At 42.3% G+C, this 18,492-nt stretch carries 16 protein-coding genes and 1 tRNA gene; 7 read left to right on the plus strand and 10 right to left on the minus strand.

The window, feature by feature from the left end; genetic code table 11:
• Window positions 1-132 precede the first annotated feature (132 nt).
• The 4 genes from DI53_RS02535 to DI53_RS02550 all read left to right on the plus strand — a co-directional run bounded on the left by DI53_RS02535 (window position 133) and on the right by DI53_RS02550 (window position 6,036).
• Entirely contained in the window at window positions 133-1,908 is a 1,776-nt protein-coding gene (locus tag DI53_RS02535) for an ABC transporter ATP-binding protein (RefSeq protein WP_037495002.1), read from the plus strand.
• A 233-nt stretch (window positions 1,909-2,141) separates the two neighbouring features.
• Window positions 2,142-3,482, plus strand: coding sequence for a BamA/TamA family outer membrane protein (locus DI53_RS02540; protein ID WP_241462355.1), 1,341 nt, complete (start codon window positions 2,142-2,144; stop codon window positions 3,480-3,482).
• Between the two features lie 93 nt (window positions 3,483-3,575).
• Window positions 3,576-5,654 (plus strand): TonB-dependent receptor, encoded by a 2,079-nt coding sequence (locus DI53_RS02545; RefSeq protein WP_037495008.1) that lies wholly within the window; start codon window positions 3,576-3,578, stop codon window positions 5,652-5,654.
• A gap of 22 nt (window positions 5,655-5,676) precedes the next feature.
• Window positions 5,677-6,036, plus strand: coding sequence for a DUF4180 domain-containing protein (locus DI53_RS02550; RefSeq protein ID WP_037495011.1), 360 nt, complete (start codon window positions 5,677-5,679; stop codon window positions 6,034-6,036).
• A gap of 27 nt (window positions 6,037-6,063) precedes the next feature.
• Here the strand turns inward: DI53_RS02550 and DI53_RS02555 are convergent, their stop codons facing one another.
• Window positions 6,064-7,245, minus strand: coding sequence for a class I SAM-dependent methyltransferase (locus DI53_RS02555; protein WP_037495014.1), 1,182 nt, complete (start codon window positions 7,243-7,245; stop codon window positions 6,064-6,066).
• Between the two features lie 140 nt (window positions 7,246-7,385).
• Between DI53_RS02555 and DI53_RS02560 the strand changes: the two genes are divergently transcribed.
• Window positions 7,386-8,174: a Cof-type HAD-IIB family hydrolase gene (locus DI53_RS02560; protein WP_037495017.1), complete on the plus strand. Its 789-nt coding sequence runs from the start codon at window positions 7,386-7,388 to the stop codon at window positions 8,172-8,174.
• Window positions 8,175-8,332: 158 nt separating this feature from the next.
• On the opposite strand, the gene trxB is transcribed toward DI53_RS02560, so the two are convergent.
• From trxB to pyrE, 4 genes are all read right to left on the minus strand, one after another.
• A complete protein-coding gene (gene trxB, locus DI53_RS02565; RefSeq protein WP_037495019.1) occupies window positions 8,333-9,295 on the minus strand; it encodes a thioredoxin-disulfide reductase in 963 nt (320 codons plus the stop codon).
• 11 nt (window positions 9,296-9,306) lie between these two features.
• Entirely contained in the window at window positions 9,307-10,254 is a 948-nt protein-coding gene (locus DI53_RS02570) for a 3'-5' exonuclease (RefSeq protein WP_037495021.1), read from the minus strand.
• A 248-nt stretch (window positions 10,255-10,502) separates the two neighbouring features.
• Window positions 10,503-10,901: an SRPBCC family protein gene (locus tag DI53_RS02575; protein WP_037495023.1), complete on the minus strand. Its 399-nt coding sequence runs from the start codon at window positions 10,899-10,901 to the stop codon at window positions 10,503-10,505.
• A gap of 19 nt (window positions 10,902-10,920) precedes the next feature.
• Window positions 10,921-11,565: an orotate phosphoribosyltransferase gene (gene pyrE / locus DI53_RS02580; RefSeq protein WP_037495025.1), complete on the minus strand. Its 645-nt coding sequence runs from the start codon at window positions 11,563-11,565 to the stop codon at window positions 10,921-10,923.
• Between the two features lie 22 nt (window positions 11,566-11,587).
• Between pyrE and DI53_RS02585 the strand changes: the two genes are divergently transcribed.
• Entirely contained in the window at window positions 11,588-12,172 is a 585-nt protein-coding gene (locus DI53_RS02585) for an NUDIX hydrolase (protein ID WP_241462356.1), read from the plus strand.
• A 60-nt stretch (window positions 12,173-12,232) separates the two neighbouring features.
• On the opposite strand, the gene DI53_RS02590 is transcribed toward DI53_RS02585, so the two are convergent.
• Window positions 12,233-12,709 carry a hypothetical protein gene (locus tag DI53_RS02590; RefSeq protein WP_037495029.1) on the minus strand — a complete coding sequence of 159 codons (477 nt, stop codon included), beginning with the start codon at window positions 12,707-12,709 and terminating at the stop codon, window positions 12,233-12,235.
• 249 nt (window positions 12,710-12,958) lie between these two features.
• Between DI53_RS02590 and DI53_RS02595 the strand changes: the two genes are divergently transcribed.
• A tRNA-Leu gene (locus tag DI53_RS02595) sits at window positions 12,959-13,040 on the plus strand.
• A gap of 136 nt (window positions 13,041-13,176) precedes the next feature.
• Here the strand turns inward: DI53_RS02595 and DI53_RS02600 are convergent.
• The 4 genes from DI53_RS02600 to DI53_RS02615 all read right to left on the minus strand — a co-directional run bounded on the left by DI53_RS02600 (window position 13,177) and on the right by DI53_RS02615 (window position 18,484).
• Window positions 13,177-14,205 (minus strand): ABC transporter substrate-binding protein, encoded by a 1,029-nt coding sequence (locus tag DI53_RS02600; RefSeq protein WP_052071980.1) that lies wholly within the window; start codon window positions 14,203-14,205, stop codon window positions 13,177-13,179.
• Between the two features lie 11 nt (window positions 14,206-14,216).
• Window positions 14,217-16,388: a TonB-dependent siderophore receptor gene (locus tag DI53_RS02605; RefSeq protein WP_052071981.1), complete on the minus strand. Its 2,172-nt coding sequence runs from the start codon at window positions 16,386-16,388 to the stop codon at window positions 14,217-14,219.
• A 216-nt stretch (window positions 16,389-16,604) separates the two neighbouring features.
• Complete coding sequence (locus DI53_RS02610; RefSeq protein ID WP_037495031.1) at window positions 16,605-17,294, minus strand: response regulator transcription factor; 690 nt, start codon at window positions 17,292-17,294, stop codon at window positions 16,605-16,607.
• Window positions 17,295-17,389: 95 nt separating this feature from the next.
• Entirely contained in the window at window positions 17,390-18,484 is a 1,095-nt protein-coding gene (locus tag DI53_RS02615) for a TlpA family protein disulfide reductase (protein WP_037495034.1), read from the minus strand.
• Window positions 18,485-18,492: the final 8 nt, after the last annotated feature.

The raw sequence follows: 18,492 nt of genomic DNA on the forward strand, positions 1-18,492 counted from the left end.
TTTGCAAAAGTAGGAAATATTTCTTGCACCCAATTTCTATAATCTGCTTTATTTATACAATTGCAATATGTTGACACTAGCGCATGTTTTTTGGCGGCCTTATTTGAAATTTTACCCTTACATTTGTCGCTGATGAAAGAGCTCGCTTATCTAAATAAATATTTTTATAAATATCGTTGGAAGCTGATCCCAGGCGTATTGTTTGTTATTATTTCCAACTACTTTGGGATATTACCTGCAAAGGTTATCCGCGAGGCTTTTGATCTCGTGAAGGAAAATATCGACCTCTATCGCTTATACGACGGTTTCGATCGCCAAGAGCTTGTTTACCAAGTTTTTGGAAGTAGCTTGCTTTTCTTTGGTGTCGTTGTACTGGTACTTGCTTTGCTACGCGGTATCTTTCTATTTTTCATGCGCCAAACGATCATTTTAACTTCCCGCCATATTGAGTATGACCTCAAGAACGAAATTTACAACCATTACCAGCAATTAGACTTTTCCTTCTTTCGAAAAAATAATACGGGCGATATGATGAATCGCGCGACAGAAGACGTCAACCAAGTAAGGAACTACTTAGGTCCCGCAATTATGTATGCCATCAACACGGTGGTATTATCCATCATGGTCATTTACGCTATGTATGATGTCAACCCGAAATTAGCAACTTACTCACTTTTGCCCATTCCGGTGCTTTCGGTAATCATTCTGTATGTCAACAAAGTTATCAACCACCGCAGCGAGAAGATACAACGCCAACTCTCCACCCTATCATCTTTTGTGCAGGAAACCTTTTCAGGAATCCGTGTGATTAAAACCTATACACGCGAGCAACAAAAGATGGATGTATTTGCCGAAGAGAGTAATGTTTACAATCGTGTATCTCTTGATTTGGTACGCGTTCAAGCTATCTTTTTTCCGCTGATTATCTTCCTTATAGGATTTAGCACGATTATAACGGTATATGTGGGCGGTATAGAAGTTAATAACGGGACTATCACCGGAGGTAACATCGCAGAATTTATCTTATACGTGAATCAGCTCACCTTTCCAGCTATGTCACTGGCTTGGGTTACTTCGTTGTTTCAGCGTGCCGCTGCATCTCAACAGCGCATCAATGAATTTCTGAAAACGACATCGGAAATTCCAGATGGCACTATCGATACGGTTTTGCAAGGCAATATCCGTGTGGAAGGCCTGAGTTTTACCTATCCGGAGACGGGTATAAAGGCAATAGACAACCTTTCTTTCCAAATACCGCAAGGCAAGACGCTGGCTATTATCGGAAAGACAGGCTCTGGGAAATCTACCTTGGCAAATCTGCTCTTGCGTATGTATGATGCAGATGCCGGTCATATTTACTACGATGACATGCAGATTCAAGATTTAAAAACGGAACAATTGCGTTCGCAGATTGGCTTCGTTCCGCAACAGGTATTTCTTTTTTCTGACACCATCGCGAATAACATTGCTTTCGGTCAAGATAAATTGGACCTGAGCAAAGCGGAACAAGCGGCGAAAGATGCGGCCGTCTATGACAATATTATGGATTTTGACGAAGGCTTCCAGACGGCCATCGGGGAGCGCGGCATCACTCTTTCCGGCGGACAAAAGCAACGCGTATCCATCGCCAGAGCATTGATAAAAGATCCGCAAATATTAATATTTGATGACTGCCTTTCGGCGGTTGACACCAAAACAGAAGAAGAGATACTGCATAATCTCGGGCGGATCATGAGGGATAAAACGACAATCTTCATCGCGCACCGCATTTCAACGATCAAGAATGCAGACCATATTCTAGTATTGGATCAGGGTAAAATTATTGAACAGGGCACGCATAACGAGTTGATGGCATCTGGCGGTGAATATTTCGAACTGCACGAAAAGCAATTATTAGAAGCTGAATAAAGAGGTTGCTAAATTTGAACAAATCGTCCAACAAAACGTCCTTAATTGAGGCTGCAAACTACGTGCTGTCTCCTCTGCGCGATCACATTTGCAAGTCGTTCAATGGAAAACAATTTAGCCTGCCGCTGCCTGTCGTCTCAAAATATTTACAGACATTGACCGTGAAGCGGGTCTTCCAATATCTGGAAATACAGAACAATTTCTAACGAAAGGAACGGTTAAAAAATGTTATATTGGCAAACAAGTATATCCCGTCATTGTTAAACGTTGAAAAGGAATTCATATACATGCGAAGTTATCTAATCGTTCTCTTTTTCTTTACCACTATCCTACAGGTCGCAGCGCAGAAGATCATCATCAAAGACACCATTACGAACAAAGCAAAAGATACAGTCCACTATTTCGAACATCTGTATGACATCGGTGATGGGTTTAGGGATGTGAGTCGTTTTGTACGGCGCGACACTTCAAAAAGAGTACGGGGGAAGAGGTCTGGAATCTCTATCCTTCCGAATATAAATTACAATCCTAGTATTGGTTTCCAAATTGGTGCTAAAGTCGTGGGCGGTGTCTATTTGGGCGACCGGGAAACCACCGCAATGTCCACCTTTGCTACGGCGCTGAGTTATACCACTCGGGGCATTATGGTGGGATACTTTTCGCATGACACGTACACGAAACAAAACAAATGGAATTTGAAAGGCGGTTTAGTCATCGCTAAAATGGTCATTTTAGATTACGGGATGGGCATGGGAAACACAATACCTACCGATATTCCCGAAGAAGAAGTGTTAAATAATCCAGACAGAAACCGCTACACCAATCAGTACACCGTTTATAGCTTCAATGAGCGTCTTTACAAGCGCCTTTCTCCGGGCATGTATGTCGGCGCAGGCGTTTTCGTGGAGTTAAAGCGAAATATCAGAACTCTAGGAGAATACGAGACCACCCCGCTGGATGTTTACAGTGATCTCACCGGCTATAATCCAAGAAATTACAACAATAACGGGCTCATGTTTAGTTGGCAATATATGACGCGAGACAACCCAAACAGTGCATACAAAGGCACCTATACCGATGTTATATTACGGATGAGTCAACCATGGATGGGTAGCGCCAAGGCTTCTTACCAGCTGCAAACAGATTTCCGTAAATATTGGTCGCTTTCCAGTACGCGACCAAACCATGTTTTAGCATTTTGGCACTGGGGTTCTTATAATGTTTCAGGGCAACTGGCCTATCTGGATCTGCCGGGAACCGGGCGCGACACCTATTCACGCTTAGGGCGGGGTTATACGGCCGGATATTTCAAAGGAAACTCCTTCTTTTATTCGGAAGTGGAGTACCGGTACCCTATTCTTCGTAATCAATTCCTCAGCGGTGTAGTATTTGCCAATATACAGACAGCAGATGACCGATTAGGCACCAAATTATTTCAAAGGTGGCAACCGGCTGCCGGCACGGGACTTCGCGTGTTGTTCAATAAAGCTACACGAACAAACTTATGTATAGACTACGCTTTCGGAAGGTTCGGGCAGCGCGGCCTTTTCCTAGGTCTTAACGAAGCCTTCTAAATGTATATGACAGCCCGTAAAGCTTTAAAATAAACACCTTCACAACCATCGACGTCATTTGGCGTTTACTTATATACACACAAACTTCGTTATATGCGCTCTTCCTTCTTTCTTATACCGGTAATGATCTTATTGACCGCTCCTTCCCTTGCCGTGTTTGCGCAGGTAAAAAATGACACCACTACCCTGAAACCAGTGACCATCCACGCTTATTTTCGGGAACAACCATTACTTGGTCTTACAGCTTCAGGGCAATCGATTGATGCGCAGCAGATACAAAGCCAACAGACAACAACTCTGCTACCTGCCATAAATACCATAGCAGGACTCCGTATGGAGGAACGTTCTCCCGGCAGTTATAGACTGGCGATGCGCGGCAGCTTAATAAGATCACCGTTTGGCATACGGAATACGAAAATCTACGTCGGCGAGTTTCCATTAACCGACGCTGGCGGAAACACTTACCTTAACCTGATTGACCCTGCAGCCATCGCATCGGTAAATGTGCTGAAAGGGCCTGATGGTTCATTATATGGAGCAAACTCAGGAGGGGTTATTCGTATTAAGCCGAAAGGTTTTGACCATTCAGACAACAGGCGCGAGCTTTTGCTATCTGGTGGGTCATACGGTCTATTCCAACAGCAACTTTCGCTACAACAAAAGGTCACCGACACCTATTCCTTTTCTTTTGATCAATCTTTTACCCGATCAGACGGCTATCGCGAAAATACCGCACTTAATAAAAAGACGTTTCAAACGGCGCATCAGTGGAACTACAATGCCACAAACAGTCTCCAACTGTTTTTACTGTATACAGACCTTGGCTACCGCACACCGGGAGGACTAACGGAAGCGCAAATGCAGGAGAATCCTAGACAAGCAAGGCCCGCCGCAGGCCCAAACCCGGGGGCGAGCGAACAGCAAGCTGGAATTTACAATAAGACCTTTTATGGAGGGATTGCTCATCACGCAAAAATAAATAAAAAGCTTTCTCACTCGGTAAGCGTATTCGGATCGAATACTGATTTCGAGAATCCATTTATCACCAATTACGAAATACGATCAGAGAAAAATTTAGGTTTGCGCACATTCTTCTCTTTTGTGGATGAAGATAACGAAGATTTTATGTGGCAGATGCAGCTCGGTTTCGAAGGACAAAAAGGATGGAATAAGATTAATAATTTTGATAATGACGGCGGCCGAGTTAGTGATGTGCAGTACCGGGATGATCTAACGAACCTACAATCAAGTTTTTTTTACAGGGCTTCCGCTACGTTTTGGCAAAACCTAACCGTTGAAGGTTCTCTTGGTCTAAACAATGCGAAAATAGATTTTACACGACATTTTCCCGTTACAGACATCAACACCGGCAATATTGATTTCGGAAACATATGGATGCCGCGCGTTGCAGCATCTTACACCTTGCATGAACAGCTAGCCTTTCGGGGTTCGATTTCAAAAGGATATTCCGCCCCCACATTGGCGGAAGTTCGCTCGTCTGATAACAGCATCAACCTGGATCTGGATGCCGAGACAGGCACAAACTATGAATTGGGTTTTCGAATGGAGGCTACTAACAGGCGATTTGTCCTAGACCTCTCGGCCTACAGCTACCAAATGAAAAATGGTATCGTGCGACAGCTGCGCGACAACGGGGCAGAGTACTATGTTAATGCAGGCGAGATGGATCAGAAAGGATTAGAGGCGACATTTTTAGGCTACCTCATAGAGCCATCGAGTAATCGTTTTCTAAAGAGTTTAACTTATCAAGCTGCTGTAGCGCGCAATTTTTACGAATTTGGAGAATATGTAAACGGCGAGGATGATTTTAGTGGAAATAGCATGACGGCCGTGCCCGATTGGACAATTGCTAACACGATTCAAATGCGTTTCCCTCAAGGGGTCTTCGTAAATCTTTTTCACCATTACGTGTCACGAATGCCGTTGAACGATGCGAATACTTTTTATGCCGAGAAATATAATCTCATACAAGCAAAGGCAGGGATCGACATTCCCTTAAGGAATACATCCGCGCTTCAATTCTTTGTTGGTGTTGATAATGTGTTGAATGAGCGGTACAGTTTGGGAAATGACATCAATGCTTTCGGCAATCGGTTCTTTAATCCCGCACCACCACGAAATTATTATGCAGGCGTGAAGTTAGGTTTGTAGAGAATTGTGTAGCTTTAACGCTATGAATATTATTGAGCACCTTGTCAATCAAAAACGTGTTGCAGTTATAGCAAGTGATTCCCTAGTGATACATGATGTAGAGTCAGGAACGGATTTCATAGGGGAAATATATTACCTAGGTTATGAAGGCGTCATTTTGAAAAGAGAGCATCTCGTCGCGGAATTTTTTGATCTGAAAACAAAACTTGCTGGGGAGATCTTACAAAAGTTCAGCAATTATCGGGTAAAACTAGCTATCGTAGGGAACTGGGAGTTGATTACTTCCAACAGTTTACAAGACTTCATTCGCGAGAGTAATTCAGGCAGACTTATTTATTTCGCTTCGAGCACGGACGATGCTTTAGAAAATTTTCGGTTGTAATGGATCATTGTTTTGATAACGCTTTTATTAAATGAGCAACAGTCGTTCCAAGTAGTGATAACCGATTCCGAAATAACGTTTACTTTCTTCAATCTTAGATTTTATATCCGCTTGTACGGCGGGGTTAATAGCTTTCTTTACACCGACCACTAATACATTTTTTGGCGTATGCGCATCCGATACAAATTCAAAAACTTTGGTTTGGTAACCATGATACTCCATCCATAAAGCTCGTAATCCATCCGTGAGCATTTCTGCCTGTCTTTCTAGGAATATGCCATGCTTCAACAGAAAATCGAATTCATTTTTAGCCTTCGCTTTTTCCATTTCCCGCCGAATCTGCTTATGGCAGCAAGGAGCTACCACAATTAGATTTGCATTGTTTTTAATACCTTTAGCAATAGCATCGTCTGTTGCTGTATCGCAAGCATGCAAGGCAATCAATACATTTAATTCTTGCTGAGGCTCGTACGAATCAATAGTTCCCTCTATAAACGACAAGCCATCGAACTCGGCTCGCTGCGCAACGTCGTTACAAAACTCGACAAGATCACCTCGATATTCCACTCCGGTAATTGCTACATCGCGATGAAGGACATTTTTTAAATAGTCATAAAGTGCGAAAGTTAGGTAACCTTTGCCCGCGCCCATATCAACCACACGCAGCTTCTCATTTGCAGGAAGGTCTTGCAACATACTACTTAAGATTTCGATATAGTGATTTATCTGTTTCCACTTATCCTGCATGTTTTTGAAAACCTTACCTTCGCCGTCGGTCAGGCGTAACTCCTGTAGATAGCGCTTGGTTCCTTCTTGGAGCTTTCTTGCTTTGGGCACATCATGGCTCCGTGAAACTTCTTTTTTTACAGTAGACTTCTCTTTACGCGTGAGCCATTCTCCGCGATTACTCAGTTGACAAACAACATTGGAAGATGGAGTGAAGAGCGTTGCAGCACGGAAATTATCCTTGCCTAAAAGCTTTTCTATCTCTGCAATTCCATCCGCTACCGCGTAGTTTCTTGTAATGTCCTTAGTTTGATAACGGTAGGTGAAGGATAGCATAAACAGTCGCTTTATAATAACTAACTTGACATAGATATTTTTGAGCGCTATTTGCTCCCCTTTGTAGTTACCTAGGGATAACTTAACAAAGTCGCCATTTTTTATGGCTTCAGAAAGATCGGTGATAAATGCGCTATGATTGTCCATATAATAAAACGTTTCCGGATTGCAAAGATACGTATTTGCGGATAGGGAGGTAGAACGATATTTGCTTTGTGTAATCTAATTTTTGTACGGTTTGCTGTATTTTTGTTGATCAATGCTTTCGATTTCAGTAGATTTGCTTTATGCAGTATCCTACAATAAAAGCCGTTTTTTTTGATATCGACGGTACACTTCTCAGTTTTAAGACACATGAAGTACCAGCATCGACCAAAGAGGCAATCAAACTACTTCAGGCCAAAGGCATAAAAGTTATCGTTTCCACCGGGCGTTCCATCAATAGCATTGATCATATCAAGCACCTCGACTTTGATGGGTTTATCACATTTAACGGCGGTTATTGTCTGACCACTACGGGCGAAGTACTTTTCCGGCAAGCCTTAAATCCTATAGACATACAAGCCGTATTGGACTATGCGAAAAAGCAGCCGCTAAGCTTTTCATTTATGTCTGAAAAGGAGATCACAATCTACGACGTGACACCGGAGATCGCTGGAATGTACGCGCATTTAAACTTGCCTGTCCCTCCGCTGGTCGATCTGGAAAATGTAGACGTAAACAGCGTACTGCAGACTAATATCTTTTTAGGACCGGAGGATGAAAAAGGATTTATGGACGCGATTATGCCTAATTCTGTGGCATCACGCTGGACACCGCTGTTTGCCGATGTAAATCCGAAAGGACAGAGTAAACAAGTGGGCATCGATATTTTCTGCAAACATTTTGGTATTGCTATTTCAGAAACGATGGCTTTTGGAGATGGAGGTAACGATATCACTATGCTTAAGCACGTTGCACTCGGAGTAGCCATGGGCAATGCAAATCCAGAAGTAAAGGAAATTGCCGACTATGTAACCACTGATGTCGACGATGATGGTATTTGGAATGCCTTAAAGCAGTTTGAGGTTATATAGGTTTAATAGATAAGGGAGGTGTGGTGGAAAGGGAGGCGCTAGTAAGTTCGCTTTCATTCACGATTATAAGCTGCCGCCAAAAGGAGGTTCAATTCATAGATAAAACAAAGCGAGATGTCGGACGACAGCTCGCTTTGCTTTATTGTTTTGATTCGCTATTATTCGCCACTTTCTTTGGCGGCTAGATAGCGTTCAGCTTCTAGTGCAGCCATACATCCGGTTCCAGCTGCAGTAATTGCTTGTCTATAGACATGATCCTGCACGTCTCCACAAGCGAACACCCCAGATATATTCGTAGCAGTACTATCCGCACGAGTAATTAGGTAGCCTGTCTCATCCATCTCCAATACACCTTGAAAGAGCTCCGTATTTGGCTTATGACCAATAGCCACAAAAAATCCGGTAATATCCAAAATACGTTTTTCGTCACTTACATTGTTTACAACACGAACGCCATTGACGCCCTGTTCATTACCTAAAATCTCCTCGGTCTCGGTATTATATAACACCTCTATGTTAGCGGTATTATTGACGCGATGCACCATTGCTTTCGACGCACGGAATTCATCGCGACGAACGAGCATATAGACCTTGCGACATAGCTTCGCAAGATACGTTGCTTCCTCAGCGGCGGTATCTCCAGCGCCGACTATCGCAACGTCTTGTCCTTTGAAAAAGAAACCGTCACACACGGCGCACGCAGATACACCAAAGCCATTATACTTTTCCTCAGAAGAAAGACCCAACCACTTTGCAGTAGCTCCTGTTGCAATGATAATAGTTTCTGCGCTGACCCACTTGGAGCCATCAATCTGTACCTTGTGTACAGCACCTTCTTCAGAAAACTCTACTTTAGTTGCGTAACCAAAGCGTACGTCTGTACCGAACCGCTCAGCCTGTGCCTTCAAATCTTCCATCATTACAGGTCCTGTGATACCTTGTGGATAGCCAGGAAAGTTATCTACTTCTGTAGTCTGCGTAAGTTGTCCGCCAGGGACAATACCTGTATACACTACAGGTTTCATATCTGCACGAGCAGCGTATATTGCAGCCGTATATCCTGCAGGTCCAGAACCAATTATCAGGCATTTTAAATGCTCTAATTCTTCCGTATTTGTCATGTATTATTTTTTTATTTACCAAATTTACCCTGAAGCTGTTTTAGCATATCCGATGTTATCGGCTTTGCTTTTTGTTCAGGTTTAGGATTTTGCTCTTTTTTTATTTCTTTCTTTTTATCATCAACATTAACAGTTGAGACCTTCTCCTCTTTCTTCTTATTTCTGAAGTCGTTCCAAAGACGTTCCAATACCTTCTTTGTATACAAGGGAAAATCGCCGTTTTGCATCCAAGCATAGTAACTCGGCTCTACCTCAAAAACGTGCGTAACCTTTTTGCCCTTATGCTTGCCAAAGTTTATACAAGCGTCTCCGTCTTCGTCATACACGAGGCGGCCTGCGAAATCAACCGGATTACTTAAGTTCGTAAACTTATGCAAGGCGTCCACATCATTCACTACGGGCGTAGAAACGTTGCCGTGTTTATCTTCAAAAGCTATTCCTTCATACTTCGATAATTGCGCTTTCAACACCTCGAAGGTGGCACGAACATCCGCTTCCGCTGTATGGGCATTGTCTAAGTTTGTGTCGCAATAAAATTTGTAGGCCGCTTTCAGCGTACGTTGCTCCATCTGATGGAATATATTCTGCACGTCCACGAATGCACGCCCCTCAAGTGAGAAATCAATGCCTGCGCGTAAAAATTCTTCCATCAGCATCGGCACATCGAATTTGTTAGAGTTGTAGCCTGCCAAATCAGCGTCAGCAATGAAATCACGAACTTCCGCAGCGCGTGTACGAAACGGCCCTAGATCTTTAACATCTTCGTCATAAATACCGTGAAACATAGAAGATTCTGCGGGTATAGGCATCTCTGGATTGATACGCATTGTCAACACTTCTTCTCCTCCATCTGGCGATACTTTTAATACGCAGAGCTCAACGATACGATCAGTTGCTATATTGACACCCGTAGTCTCCAAATCGAAAAAGGCCAACGGCCGTTTTAATTTTAATTCCATCTACTAAAGATTGCTAAAATACTTGAACAACAAAAATACAAAACTCTTTTGGTGTTATCTTATCGGCTTGAAATTAATGACACTATTCTCACGTACAAGTAAGGTCTTTAACGATACCTTTTAATTGTTTCAAAATTTTACGTTAAGCAGCTACTATTCCGAGGTCTGAAGGAATACTTCGTGTTATGCTGCACAAAAAAGCCGGAGTCTAGAACAGACTTCGGCCGGTAAATTTTGCACCTCTTGGGCTAGCCCATAATTTGTTTTAACGTATTTACTTGATGATCGACAAGTTTTTGCAAGGGGCCGGACGCCATCATTTTCATCATCATATTCAACTCTGCTTCTATGACAAAGGTGGCATTCGTTTGGTTATCGCTATTCTCGGCCAGTTTCCAACGCAATGTCATAGCAAATGGAGTTTCTGTCGTAGGTACACAAACTAATTCTTTGTTTTCAATGCGCTGACTCATCTTTAGTGCTAGCTTCGCCATGTTCTTGATTGTGAAGCTGGCTTCATCAGTGGTTGATGTCCAATTATAAATATTTTCCGGCATCAACTGCTCATGGTTATTCAAGTCTGCCAAAAATGCATAAACCTCTGCAACGGGCTTATTGATATCAATAGTATTTTGGATGATAGTCATACGCGATATGATTTAAGAATTATTCTCCTGTCCAAGCAGATGGATCTTTTTTCCATTGCTCCAATAAGGCTACATCAGATTCAAGCACATAGCTATTTGTTACAGCCACTTTTATAAGTGCATCATAATTACACAAACTGAAAAACGGGCATTTTGCATCGGCAAAATTATTGATCGCAGCGTCAAATCCATAGGTAAAGATAGACACAAGCCCCACCACATTACAACCTGCTTCGCGCAACGCTTCAACTGCTTGTAAACTACTTTTTCCCGTAGAAATGAGGTCTTCGATCACAACGACACGCTGGCCACTCACGATTTCACCTTCTATCAAATTTTGACGACCATGACCTTTCGCACTGCTGCGCACATAGGTAAACGGTAAACCCAAATCCTGTGCGACTAACACACCCTGCGGAATCCCAGCCGTGGCAACGCCAGAAATCATTTCTACTGTTCCAAATTCTTCTTGGATAAGCTGGGAAAGTTTTTGACGGATATACGTTCGGATAGCGGGGTATGATAAGGTAATACGATTATCACAATAAATTGGAGACTTCCAACCTGACGCCCATGTAAAAGGGTTTTTAGGTTGTAATTTTATTGCTTTAATTTGCAATAAGGATTCTGCAACTTTTTGTTCAACCTCATTTAAATTATTCATGGCACAAATTTATAAAATTTATATGAACGAATCTCAGCTAATTTTAGCTGAATTTGTACCTAAAAAACTACATATTGTCCAAACAATTGGTTTACAAGATATTGACCTCGAAAAACTTTTCCAAGCCTCGAAAAATAAGGCGACCAAAGGCATCACTTACCTCTACGTACATCCTGATGCAGAGCGGGTTTTTAAGAGTCTTTTGCAAAAAAGCAATATCATTAAAGCTGCTGGCGGTATTGTAAAAAATGGTGATGGCGAATACTTGTTTATACACCGTTTAGGAAAGTGGGATCTGCCAAAAGGGAAAGTAGAGGATAACGAGAAGATGCGGGATGCCGCCCTCCGGGAGGTTGAAGAGGAATGTGGTATCCGTGTGAACTACCTGGGAAAAAAATTGCATACGACTTACCACACCTATGTGATGCGTGGGAAGTTTGTGCTTAAGCAAACGAAATGGTATGACATGGGGGTTAACAAATCTCCTGATCTTATTCCTCAGCTCGAGGAAGATATAACAGATGCACGTTGGATCAGTAAGGATGATCTGGACATCGTGAGGGAAAATACATATCCGCTGATAGCGCAAATCATTAAAGATTTATAAAAGAGAAAGGGGGTGTCCTGCCCCCTTCCATCATCTAAACATAAAACTTAACACTTACCGCTATCCGGCCACATTGCTATCGCTTTGTGGCATCACATCTGTTTTACTTTTTCCTTTAAATCCACCTGGCTTGCGCATCACTTTTTGCTTTCTTCCTTCGGCCATCTTTTCTTTCAACAATTCCTGCTGTTCGGCAGTTAACACGTTAGCCATCTCTTGATGCATCCCTTTTGATGTTTCTCGCCATTTTTGTTGCATTTCTTTCATCGTGTCGCGGTGCGCCAACTGTCGTTTGGCCTGTTCCAGTTGAATGGCATACACTTCATTGCGCTGTTTGTTTGTGAATTTTAGTTCTTTGTCTAACCGCTCGGTTTTCATTTTTGCAATTTCTTCCGGATTGCGATTTTCCGCATGCCGCTGATGGCGCACATGTTTCCGCTCTTTCCGAACTGAACGCTCTGCGCTTTGTTGTTCCTGTGCAAATGTTGCTAAACTGATTCCTGAAAACAGTATGGCTAATGATAGGATCTTTTTCATATGCTTATTCGTTTAATAAAATATATTTCTTGTTACTTTTAAAGGATAGATCGCTGAGATAGACAAACGTTTAAATTAACGGTCGTTAAATTATGTTAATGGATTCAAACCGCACACAATTATCTCCTCTGCAGGATGAACAAAAATAAATAGGTTAAAAATCAGCCACTTTACAGAAACATCCATAATATATTTTGGATTACATAAAACAACTTCTATATTTGCAACGTCAAACAAGGATAACAGCAAGCCCAGCTGGCGGAATTGGTAGACGCGTTGGTCTCAAACACCAATATCTTCGGATGTGCCGGTTCGACTCCGGCGCTGGGTACAAAAAAAAGCGAGCTGTAAAAGGTTCGCTTTTTTTATTATACTTTTAGTCTCCTACCGAAGATTGTGTAAAATTCACTAACGCACAAAGTTAATATAGACAACGAAGCTAAGTAGCAAAAAAATGCTCACAGACTTTACCATTGCTCAGCAAGCCTATCTGCTTTCTCCTTTCCGTAGAGCTTGGTAAGGACGTTTGTTATGAGAGGTTGTAAATCCATCTCCGTATTGGGATAAGCCCAATGGTTTATCGCGGCAGCGGTACACAGTGCTTTTAGCGTGTGCGGATTGTAGAGAAACATGGGACGGAGGTTGAAAATTTGCCGGTCCTGAATCGCACGTATTCCTGCGAACTCCTTCTTTTCGTAAAATATGGTCGGACTATCATTCCACATGACAATCATATCTGGATTCCAGTGAATAAGCGTTTCGGCACTAATATTAGGTTGATCCACGTCAAATGGACAAACATTTTCAACGCCGGCCATCGTGAGGCAGGTGTGCATCATACTGTTGGTTCCAGTTGTGGAGAAAACGCGTCCGTATGCCCAGGCGAAATACACGCGTCTTTTTGTTTGGTTTGAGTCTACACGTTCCTGCATTTTCACAATTTCCTGTTTAACAAACGAAACCAACTCTGCTCCTCGCTCACCTGTGCCAGTGAGGGTAGCCATGTCCTGCACCGTTTTAAAAACATCGTCATACAGTTCAGCCTTAACCGCGTAGACCGTTAGTCCCGCTTGTCGAAGCGCATTGATTAAATCTTCGTGAGCGGCATACGCCACAACCAAATCTGGCTTCGCAGCGATTATCTGCTCTAAATTCGCCGTATTGCCCATTCCAAAGGAGGGCAATCTTTTCTCCAAAATTCGATTATCCATACTTCCATAATACGGAAACAGCTCCTCACTTACATATACATCGTTAAACACCCCCACAATTTTGTCCTCAGCGTGCAACATATATATCGCGTCGAGCGCGGGCTCATAGAGACATACGATGCGTTCTGCTGGCTTATCTAGGGCAATTTGTTCACCCGACGCATCTACGACAGATACCATTCCGCTTGTTTTTGCTCGTTGCGCCGCCGGATCTGTACAGCTCGCTGCTACAACTGCTATCGCTGCAATCAAGAGCACAACAGCCACATTCATTCTTTTTTTCATCTTTTAACCTTTTATAGATTTACACCTAATGATAGCCTGGCATGGATTGGTGGCAACTGAACCCAATAATACATATCACCTGCTGTATTCCGCCAAGCTGTTGAATACAGTTTATCGTTGAGCACATTATTCACGATCAAATTAATACGATATTTTTCGTTGCTCCAGCCAGCGCCCACATCCAATCGAAAAAGATCTTTCATAGGCTCAGCATGACTATAAATGATGCGTTCGCTCCTGCCCGAGAGTAATTGGTAACCAGCCGAGACGGTAAAACCATTTAATTTCTTAAAGGGCAATAGGTAGTTGAGCCAGGTGTTTTGAATATGGTTCACACGATTTATCGTCGGAAGGCCAATGTTTTCCGGATTTAATTCATCTTCCGTAATCTTCGAATCGGTATATGCGTAATTTACTACTACGTTCAATCCTTTGGCCAACTGTCCTTTCATATCAAATTCGACACCTCTTGATACGCTCGCTCCTGTTTGCAACATCAAATTAGAAACGGGGTCTGGCGTGATCAATCGGTTTCGCTGAATATGATAAACGGCAAGTGTCGTATTCCATCTTCCATCCATCCAGTCGCGTTTTAAGCCGGCTTCATAATTTATGCCCCTTAACGGTCTCAATGCATCTCCATTTACAGAAATTCCAGATTGTGGAAGATAGCTTTGGTCGTGCAAAAAGTAAAGTGCCGTCTGCGCATCCAGCATGTAATTCACGCCAAATCGAGGTGTCAACACCACATCGTTAGTTTCCGTTTCCGCACCATAATCGTTTGATTGTCCATTTGAAGCCGTCAATCTTAAGCCCAATGAGACACGCAATTTTTCGTTGAAAAATAACATTTCGTCCATTGCATAGGCAGAGGCGTAAAACATCGTTCTATGTATGCGGTTCCCTTCGGTAGAAAGGTCGTTTTCCGAGGTGAAGTCTCCTCCCACGCCATTGTTCATAACCGTACCTGCGTAAATAGGATTCGAAATAGAGAGCGGATAAACGGAGGTGGCCGTTCCCCAACTGTCAAGACTGCGAGAAGATTTATTGTTAATATCGACACCCATGACCATATTATGCAAAATTGCTCCAGTCTTGAACCGACCATTAACATATGTTTGTGCCGAGAAGACACCATATTTGCTCGAATCGAAAACCAGGTTTCGGTCCAGGATATCAATGTTATCTGGATTTGTTCCGTTCACCCAAAACAAAGTACCATTGTATCTGCTATTGATATAGGCAAGCCTCGTTGAGAGCTGCCAGCTATCGCTGAAACGATTTTGATAGGTCAGAAATATATTGTGGTCGTTGCCCACAAACGGGCGTATACTAGGATCTGTGATAGTAAAATCTCGTGGTAGCGTTCCGAATCCGTAGGGTGACATTTGCGCTTCGCTAAGGAGTAAATAATTCAATTGCTGGTAAATATATTCCGCTGTAATTGAGGATCGATCGTTCAGTTTGTATTTCAGCGAAGGAGCGAAAAGAATGCGATTATTACGATCATGCTGCAAGAAACCATTGCTCTTCATACCCATTACATTTAAGCGGTATTGAAGTTTATTAGCCTTGTCCACTTGCCCATCCAAATCCACAGCAGCTCGCAATAGGCCAAAGCTACCTGTAAGAAAATCCACTTGTCGTCGAGTTTCACCTGTGGGCTTTTTCGTAACGATGTTAAATGAACCGGATGGATCACTCATGGCATTCATAAAGCCGCTGGGGCCTTTCTGGAATTCGACACGATCAATAATGGCTACATCATCTCCAATAGGTCCCTTTCCTAAGGGGCGTAAGTCTACACCGTTTCGCTGTGCACTGATGTAGCCGCCCCGCGAGTAAATATCAGGAGAAATACCGTTGTGTAATTCTTCGCGGAATGTTCCGCTTACATTCCGGGTAACGCTCTCATTTAAATTACTGATTGCTTGATCGCGAAAAACTTCGCCATCCAATACTTGGATATTCTGGGGGAGTTTCAATAGCGAAGTCTCTAACCGCAAACCTTCAGACATCTGCTTGGGATTGTACTTTTTGTAATATTTTGAAGAAACTTCAACGTCTTGTATTTTGAAGGATTTTAACGTATCTGTAGCTATTTCAAAAGAAGACTCTTGCGCATTTAATAATAGGGGAAGGCAAATTATAGCACTTGCCAATACTTTTTCGACGGAAACCATATACCGGATGTGATAAGTAACTAAACCACACGCAAACTAAAGGTTCGGTCTTAAAATTTCATAAGAACAATATTAAAATAGTCTTAAAGAAAATTACCTAATTACACAAATAGGTGGAAAATGAGTGTTAGTGAGATAAAACCGTCTAATGAGATTTATATATAGCAAAAAAGGCAAGCGTCATGCTTACCTTTCGTTATTAAGATCTGTATGAAATTAGTTCAACTCAAACTTATAGCCTACACCTTTTACTGTAGAGACATAGTTTTCTCCAATTTTTTCGCGCAATTTTCGGATGTGTACGTCGATTGTACGATTGGTTACCACAACGGAATCTTCCCATATCGCTTTCAATATCTGCTCACGAGTAAAAACTTTATTTGGCTTGGAAGCCAATAGGTAAAGCAGTTCGAATTCCTTTTTCGCCAGCGTTATACGATCAGCATCGCGGTATACCAAAAAGGAATCACGATCGATTACCAAATCCATAATTTCCAATTTATCGCTACTGCTAATTTCGGCTTCTGTGGTATTGCGACGCAATATCGCGTTAATACGGCTCATTAAAGCTCGTGGCTTTATTGGCTTTGCAATGTAATCATCCGCGCCTACGTTAAACCCTGCAATTTCAGAATACTCTTCACTACGTGCCGTTAAGAAAACCATAAAGGTGTGCTTAAATTCGGGCATTGAACGCATTAATCTGCAGGCTTCGATACCGTCCATTTCTGGCATCATGACATCAAGGATGATTAAATCAGGATTGACTTGCTTGGCCATCTCTATACCTTCTTTGCCGTTGTGGGCTTGGTAAACTTGATACCCTTCTTTGGTAAGATTATAAGATATTAAATCAACGATATCATGCTCGTCATCTACCACTAGTATTTTTTGATTGGCGCTCATTGCTGTTTTTTTGCTAAATTATGTACTAAATGGTAAAATAAAGTTAAAGCAACGTTATCAAATTGTTAATACTTAACACTAGTTAAACATAAAATTTAATTTAATGTTTTCTCCAGGAAATGCTGCAGTTCTTTACCGCGTAAATTCTTGGCTATAATCTCCCCTTTCGGATTAAGAAGATAGGACGTTGGAATCGCCTTAATACGATAATCTGTCACCAAAGGTGATTTCCAAGCCTGTAAATCAGAAACTTGCGTCCATCCCAAATTATCTTCCTGTATCGCTCGCATCCAGCTGCCCGGATTATTATCTAACGATACCCCAAGCACCGTGAAACCCTTATCTTTAAACGTATTGTATTGAGTTACAATGTTAGGATTCTCTTGGCGGCATGGGGCACACCACGATGCCCAAAAGTCTACCAACACATATTGACCTTTAAACTCGGACAGCTTTACGGCTTTATTTGTAGGCGTGAAGGACGTAATTTCTGGTGCGGGTTGACCAACAGCCAGACGTTTCAACTTTTTCGTCTCTTCTTTAAATTGCGTTACATATCTATTGTCCGAAAATTTATCCTCGATTTCATCAGCATAGGCCACGATTTCTGCTTCTGCGACTTCCGGATCAAGGGTGCTAATCGCGTAAAAGCCCGCCAGATTCTTATGTTCATTCGCAAATGCCACAGCCTGTCGCGTGTACAACGCTAGCTTTGATTTGAATTCCGTTAAATAGTCGAAGCGTAGGCTCTCGATTTCCTCAGCGGATTTGTTTAGCGTAGCTTTTGCGAACGCCCCCTGCAAAGAGTCTTGCACAAATTCTTTCCGCCTTTTAAATGGCGCAAAATCTTTCAGTGCTTCCGTGAGTTCAGATCCCTCTACCTGATAGTCCTCTGGTTGATGCATATCCGCGGTAAAAGTTAACTTCTCCCCTGGTGTTAATATAATAGGGTATTTGTTGTTTCCCACAGCCAACGATAGTAGTCGAGGCTGCGTAGCTTCTCTTTCAAAAGCAAACTTGTTACCATCAGCTAAAAATACCGAATCTAATTTCCGGTCACCTTCATAAAAGGCAATTACTTTTACGTTACCAGGGTTATCAATATGTCCAGAGACATGGATAACTTCTTTATTTGAGCATCCCCAGAGTGTCGCTATCCCGATTAACCATGCACCTAAAATTCCTTTCATCGTTTCTT

Origin of the sequence: Sphingobacterium deserti, from assembly GCF_000757725.1 — a bacterium.
GTDB classification, from domain to species: Bacteria; Bacteroidota; Bacteroidia; order Sphingobacteriales; family Sphingobacteriaceae; genus Sphingobacterium; species Sphingobacterium deserti.

Excerpts from the sequence above, each read along its gene's own strand:
- DI53_RS02535 (WP_037495002.1), top strand. The coding sequence starts at position 133 with ATGAAAGAGCTCGCTTATCTAAATAAATATTTTTATAAATATCGTTGG.
- DI53_RS02545 (WP_037495008.1), top strand. The coding sequence starts at position 3,576 with ATGCGCTCTTCCTTCTTTCTTATACCGGTAATGATCTTATTGACCGCT.
- DI53_RS02550 (WP_037495011.1), top strand. The coding sequence starts at position 5,677 with ATGAATATTATTGAGCACCTTGTCAATCAAAAACGTGTTGCAGTTATA.
- DI53_RS02555 (WP_037495014.1), bottom strand. The coding sequence starts at position 7,245 with ATGGACAATCATAGCGCATTTATCACCGATCTTTCTGAAGCCATAAAA.
- DI53_RS02560 (WP_037495017.1), top strand. The coding sequence starts at position 7,386 with ATGCAGTATCCTACAATAAAAGCCGTTTTTTTTGATATCGACGGTACA.
- trxB (WP_037495019.1), bottom strand. The coding sequence starts at position 9,295 with ATGACAAATACGGAAGAATTAGAGCATTTAAAATGCCTGATAATTGGT.
- DI53_RS02570 (WP_037495021.1), bottom strand. The coding sequence starts at position 10,254 with ATGGAATTAAAATTAAAACGGCCGTTGGCCTTTTTCGATTTGGAGACT.
- DI53_RS02575 (WP_037495023.1), bottom strand. The coding sequence starts at position 10,901 with ATGACTATCATCCAAAATACTATTGATATCAATAAGCCCGTTGCAGAG.
- pyrE (WP_037495025.1), bottom strand. The coding sequence starts at position 11,565 with ATGAATAATTTAAATGAGGTTGAACAAAAAGTTGCAGAATCCTTATTG.
- DI53_RS02585 (WP_241462356.1), top strand. The coding sequence starts at position 11,588 with ATGAACGAATCTCAGCTAATTTTAGCTGAATTTGTACCTAAAAAACTA.
- DI53_RS02590 (WP_037495029.1), bottom strand. The coding sequence starts at position 12,709 with ATGAAAAAGATCCTATCATTAGCCATACTGTTTTCAGGAATCAGTTTA.
- DI53_RS02600 (WP_052071980.1), bottom strand. The coding sequence starts at position 14,205 with ATGAAAAAAAGAATGAATGTGGCTGTTGTGCTCTTGATTGCAGCGATA.
- DI53_RS02605 (WP_052071981.1), bottom strand. The coding sequence starts at position 16,388 with ATGGTTTCCGTCGAAAAAGTATTGGCAAGTGCTATAATTTGCCTTCCC.
- DI53_RS02610 (WP_037495031.1), bottom strand. The coding sequence starts at position 17,294 with ATGAGCGCCAATCAAAAAATACTAGTGGTAGATGACGAGCATGATATC.
- DI53_RS02615 (WP_037495034.1), bottom strand. The coding sequence starts at position 18,484 with ATGAAAGGAATTTTAGGTGCATGGTTAATCGGGATAGCGACACTCTGG.